We start from the raw sequence: 5,896 nt of genomic DNA, 5'->3' as shown, positions 1-5,896 counted from the left end.
CCCCACACCCTACCCCCACGAAAAACTTTTTCAGCAAACCCTAATTAAAATTTAACCCGGGCAGTATTTGAGGAATAAAAAGTAATGACCACAGAATTAGAAACCAAAAAAGTTACTCCTACTCGCTGTTTAGTTGGCGCGGCAATTTCGGCAGCATTGGGGACAATTCTCTATTATCTCACGGCAGCGATCGGTCATTCTTTTTACTCAAAACCAATGGTTGCTCACAGTCCGATCGCCTTGAGAATTGGCAGTGCTGTCCGCACTTTAGTTTTTGGTTTAGCTTCTCTGGGAACCTTTATTTTTGTTTTTGTCACCATTGGTTTAATTCTTTTGGCTATCCAATTACTACTTAAACGCCCTCAACAAACATAAATTATGAATTATGAATTGGGAGTAGGAGGTGGTAATTTTTTTCAGTGATCAGTTAACTGATAACTGATAACTGATCACTGATCACTGATTAACGGACATTTTGAGCAACAAAATCTTTGATCAGTTGTTCTAAAGCAGTCGAGGAAGCGCGGGTAATCAGAAAACATCTAAACTCCTGGCCTTGACTGAGATATTGGGAATAGGCCGCCTGTAAAAAAGGTTTATAGCTGGGGTTTTTGCGAATATACACCTCAAAAAAGGCCAAAGATAGGGAATGGGCGTAACTATCGATCAGATATGGTGCTGGCAGGGTAAGATCGGCTATGGATTCGATCGCTTCGTTAATTCCCGCATCTAGTACCGAAAAGTCAACGTGAGCTTGACCTTCAATCAGAGCTAAATATTTATTTTCGGTGTTGAGCAGGGGAAAAGAGCGCACCTGTTCAAAAATAGCGGGGGTAGCGGGATCGTAGGTTCCTGCTGCTACAAAAGTGGGAATTTCGATCTTAGCCAGTCCTTTAGCCCCAAAAATACTCCAATTAAACGGATTAACCGCAAAAATCGCTTTTATTCTTGGATCGCGAAAATTGTATTCTTCTCGGGGTAAATCCAAAGCACGACACTGCAGCAAGAGGGAGACATTGAGAAAAGCTAATCTTCTTTGACAGTCCCGTTGTAAATTCTCGAAATCGATCGTCGCTCCACCCACCGCTAAGGCTGTATAACCGCCGAAGGAATGTCCACCGACTCCCACATTATCTAAATCTAATTGCCCCTGAAATTCCCCCGCGTTGCGTCTTTGCAATTCATCGATCACAAAAGATATGTCCAATGGACGATCGACAAATTCGTTGGTATAAAAAACCGTCCGCGATAAACCGGCGAGTAGATTCTGCACCTGTAGGGTATCGCTGCCGGGGTGTTGGGGCATAGCGACGAGATAACCGTAACTAGCAAAGTGTTCTGCGTGTCGGACAAAATCTTCGGGACGGGAAGCTAAACCGTGGGAAAAGACGATAACGGGGGTTTTCTGGGTTAATTGCCCCTTGGGTTTGACAATAATCAGATAAAGTTTCCTCTGACGACGGCTATCGGTTAAATCCAGCCGCATCTGTTCCACTTGTTGCGGTCCGGGTTGTCGGGGGTCGGTCATGGCGGTAAAATTAATTTCACCGGCCTTTTTAGCTTCTTCTAAGGATAATTGCGCCACCTTTTCCGTAAATACCGTGGTGGCTTTCAGGACGACATCGATCGCCCGGGCTAATCTTTGCACTTTTGTCACATCAATCTGCATATTAGTGGGCAGATTACGCAGCAGGCTAAGAATAGTTACCCCTTCCGGTTCAAAAGCTGATTTAACTAGGGCAGAACGCAGGGCAAATTTACCATTAATACCCCCTTGAATGGTGATCAGTTCCCCTAAAAGGTTGAGAATATCTTCCCCCATTCTGGTGTTAAAAAAGCGCGAGATCAGGACGGGATTAATTTCTTTACTTGTGGTTAAAGCTTGCCGAAATTCTTTTTGTTGTTCCGCAGTTGTATTACCTAAATATTGTCTTAGATTAGCGTCAATTCTGCCAGTTTTGGCAAACTTTTCTAGGGAACTAATTTCTAGGGTACGACTAAAGGGCGCTAAGATAAAAGTGATTCTCTCGGCCGAGAGGACAGGGAAGCTAGTCAGTATTGTTCCTAAGCAACCAAGAGCGATCGAGCGGCTGATTTTGGCTAATTGCAACAAGTTTTTCGGCTCCTTTTCTTTCTGCGGTCCTATTCCCTCTGGATTATAACAGTAACTTCGCAGTTTTTAACTGTTTTCCTGCTTGACTATCAACAAAAATTAAGTAGCTGGTTATAATTAAATTTGAAATGGATTTTAGCTTCGATCCCCCCTGCTCCCCTTAATAAGGGGGGTGCCGATAGGCGGGGGGATCCCCCCTTAATCCTCCCTTGATAAGGGGGGTATCTGACAACTTTTAACACCTACCTACTTATCAATTTACCTCGATCAATAATCTTGGACTAGAATAATAGGTAACAAGTATCGAAAATTTCCATCTTGCCGATTTCAAGCTACTCATCGCTCATGATTTCAGGGTAAAAATGCCAAAGTTGCCACTACTTTCACCCCAAATTCTTCCTCAAAAACGGGTTTTTTATAGTCTAAACTCCACAATTCTAAAGCACAATCATCTTCAGCATTATTAGGAAAAAGATGCAGATGTAGGGTTCTATATTCGGGATCGTACTTACATTCAATCTTTTTAATTGCTCCTATTTGTCGTCGATCTAAAGCCACAGCCAAGCGCAGTATAGCACTTAGATGTCTGACCATATACTGATAGTATTCCGTTAATTTCATAAAATCATCGTGTCTTTTCTTCGGCTTACTTTTACGGTGATAACGAGCGATATTAGCGATAACTTCTAACTCTATTTCTGTATAGCCCAACAGTTCACCATTGCGAATTAAATAATAGGAATGTTTATGATGGGCAGCATGACTAACATATAAACCACTATTATGTAAAATTGCCGCCGCCCATAATAGATCTTTAGCCTCCTGATTCCAAGAATGTAATTGTGCTTGGGTTTGCTCGAACAAAGACAAGGAAAATGTCGTTATTCTCTCGGCCGATTCTAAATTAACTTGATACTTTTTCGCTATTTTCAAGACACTGCGCTGACGGATTTCACTCTGATAAAGTAACCGATTATCAATTAACCCGTGCGTCAGCATCCAATCGACGATTACCCCTTCTCGCAGGGCCCTTTCACAGAGAACTAACTTATCAACATCTAACATGGTCATCGCTTCCAAAAGCACGATCGAACCAGCTAGAATTATCTCGGCCCGTTTATCGGACATTCCCAGAATTGCCAGTCTTTGGTGATAGTCCAAACTGGCGAAACGTTTAACCAATTCTCTGACATCTTTGCGGGTTAATTGATAGCCATTTAAAGGATTGGGAATTAACCCCAATTTCTCCAAAGCATGGATAGTCATCAAAGTTTCGATCGTCCCAGAAGTTCCCACTAAACGCGGCACTTCTCCCACCTGTAAATGATGTTTAATTTCCTCTACTGCCCGCTCTAACATTCCCCTGGTGTATGCCCTTAAATAGGCCAATTCTGTCGGATTAATGGGATCGGTAGTGATGAAATCTTGGGTCAAACGCACCGCCCCGATTTTGGTACTACTAAGAAAGCGAATTTCTTGACTATCAGCTAAGATTAATTCCGTGGAACCGCCACCAATATCGATAATAATATGGGCTTGATTTTGGAAATCCATTCCCGAGACGACACCGAGATAAATCCGGCGCGCTTCCTCCTGTCCAGAGATGAGATTTACAGAAATACCGACTTCTTTCTCGATTAAAGCCAAAAATTCGTCACCGTTGGCTGCTTCCCGGGTGGCGCTGGTGGCCACGGCGATAATCTGATCCGCATGGAGACTAATAGCTAGATCGTGACAGCGTTTTAAAGCGGCGATCGCTCTTTCCATGGCCGCTAGGGTTAATTTACCAGTTTTCCGATCTCGATCGCCCAGACGGACTGTATCCTTTTCTCTGGCAATAATCGTAAAAGCGGGTAAAGACGGTTCAATTTTCACCACTACCATGTGAACCGAATTCGTACCAATATCGATCGCCGCTAGGATTTGGACATCGGGGACTTTTGCCAGGGGCGCTAGTCCCCAATTGGGTGTAACTTGATTAGAAATATTCACCATCGCTTATCAGTGATCAGTTACCAGTCGGGGGATAGGTGTTAAGGCTGGTCTTATTATCCCTCTAATTGTCCGCCTCGGCGCGGCAATTTTAGCTTTGTATAGCATTCATTCGTCAATATACAATTTTCGCTGCTCCAGGGCCAATTGCTGGAATTCCCCTTCCCCAAATTCTCCCTGCTTGGGACGGCGCTCTTGGTCGGACTCGACTAAATAGATATAATCACAATCAACCCCTTCTAAATTGGTATTTTCGGCGATTTTCCAAGCTTCGATACAAGCGCCCGTCAGGGTGGCTGCCTGTAAATTGGCTCTCATCACGTTACTATGGGCTAAATTTGCCCCTTCTAGATTAGCGTAGGCTAAATTTGCCTCGCTCAAATTTGCCCTAGTCAGATTGGCATTTTTGAAGTTAAACCCGTAAAGATTCAGTCCACGAAAATTATAGCCAATATAAGCTTTATTTTCCCCTTGACCAGTAACGAGAAGATTTCTCATCGCAACTTCAGCTAAAATTGTCTTTTCCCAACGCGCTCGCTCGATGCCCGATACCAGATAAAATCGAGTTCTAGTTAAATCTTTTGCCCTTAAATCAGTGGCTTTTAACTGCGCTCCCGTGAAATCCGCTTCTTTAAGATTTGCTCCGCAAAAATTTGTACCTTGACTGGCTAAAAAAGCAATTGCTATCGATTTTGTGATTGTTTCTCTCGATTCTTCTAAGGACAACCAGGCCAGATAAGCGGTGAATAAAGTACCACAAACCCCAACAATTAAAGCTATAGAAAAAGTTCCATTCATCACGGCTATTCCAGCTAATGCTCCCTGAAAAGCCAAGATAATTACTGTCAATAAAGTTAAAATTAAGCTGATGAAAATTGCTAGGATAAAACTTGTTGATTGACCAGAAATCAAGGATAAAACTAAGGGTAATCCCCCAACTCGCTGACGATAAAATCTTACATAAATTAGGGATAAAATCGTGATTATCACCGCACCAATGATTTTAAATTGGCTTACATTCGTCACCAGCATTAAAGCTAGATAATAACCAGCTAATCCCCACACAAAGCCGCAGAAAGCCGCTATTAACCAAGAAATTAAAATTAATTGTAGCCGACCGCGCTTTAGTAATCCTGCCCTGGCCTCGGTAAATTTAGTTCCCTCTAAAATAGCCCCTTGAAAATTAGTACCACGCAGATCTGCTTGACTAAAATTAGCCCCCGATAAATTCTGTCCGCGAAAACACTGTCCTTTTAATTTTACTCCTTTAAAATTGCGTTTCCCTTTGGCATATAAATCCAGTACCTCACTTGCTTTCATAGAAATTACGGAGGTCTGTTTTTTGCTTGATTGATTAATGTAATTCATGACAACTAAGTAAGTGGTTATAATTAAATTGAAGATAGATTTTGTCTTTGATCCCCCCTTAATCCCCCCTTGATAAGGGTAGGGTTGATTCATTTAAATTAAGTATAGCTGATTTTGAGTCAATAAATTTGACCGAAGATTCTCAAGTTTATCTTTTTCTAATCAAAAGAGTTAGTCACAATAACTAATCTTTAATCTTCTGCCAATATTTATTATGAATAAATTGATAAAGCCTGTTCCCAAGCCACTAAAAGCCTATCTCTCTTGAAATTGTCGAGAGTACATCCTGTTAATTTACCTAATTTTTCTGCTTCTTACGTCGATAAAACTATCAGTTTTTCCCAACGTTCAGCTAACCACCTCTGTCCCTCTGTTATTGAGAGAAAACCCAAACCTCTGAAAAGATTCAATCCTATGGTTGTG

4 protein-coding genes are annotated in these 5,896 nt (G+C 42.0%); 1 reads left to right on the top strand and 3 read right to left on the bottom strand.

The window, feature by feature from the left end; all coding sequences use genetic code 11:
• Positions 1-84 precede the first annotated feature (84 nt).
• Positions 85-375, top strand: a complete 291-nt coding sequence (locus IQ224_RS20910; RefSeq protein ID WP_002737160.1) for a DUF3082 domain-containing protein — start codon at positions 85-87, stop codon at positions 373-375.
• Positions 376-463: 88 nt separating this feature from the next.
• On the opposite strand, the gene IQ224_RS20905 is transcribed toward IQ224_RS20910, so the two are convergent.
• The 3 genes from IQ224_RS20905 to IQ224_RS20895 all read right to left on the bottom strand — a co-directional run bounded on the left by IQ224_RS20905 (position 464) and on the right by IQ224_RS20895 (position 5,473).
• Positions 464-2,113: an alpha/beta hydrolase gene (locus tag IQ224_RS20905; RefSeq protein WP_002742330.1), complete on the bottom strand. Its 1,650-nt coding sequence runs from the start codon at positions 2,111-2,113 to the stop codon at positions 464-466.
• Positions 2,114-2,464: 351 nt separating this feature from the next.
• Positions 2,465-4,108: a Ppx/GppA phosphatase family protein gene (locus IQ224_RS20900; RefSeq protein ID WP_036400064.1), complete on the bottom strand. Its 1,644-nt coding sequence runs from the start codon at positions 4,106-4,108 to the stop codon at positions 2,465-2,467.
• A 105-nt stretch (positions 4,109-4,213) separates the two neighbouring features.
• The gene (locus IQ224_RS20895) at positions 4,214-5,473 is read right to left on the bottom strand and encodes a pentapeptide repeat-containing protein (protein WP_036400075.1); all 1,260 of its coding nucleotides are present in this window, start codon (positions 5,471-5,473) and stop codon (positions 4,214-4,216) included.
• Positions 5,474-5,896: the final 423 nt, after the last annotated feature.

Origin of the sequence: Microcystis sp. LEGE 00066, from assembly GCF_015207925.1 — a bacterium.
In the GTDB taxonomy this organism is placed as follows: Bacteria; Cyanobacteriota; Cyanobacteriia; order Cyanobacteriales; family Microcystaceae; genus Microcystis; species Microcystis ichthyoblabe_A.
The sequence above is the reverse complement of the archived record's forward strand: the minus strand, read 5'-3'. Positions and strand labels throughout refer to the sequence as shown.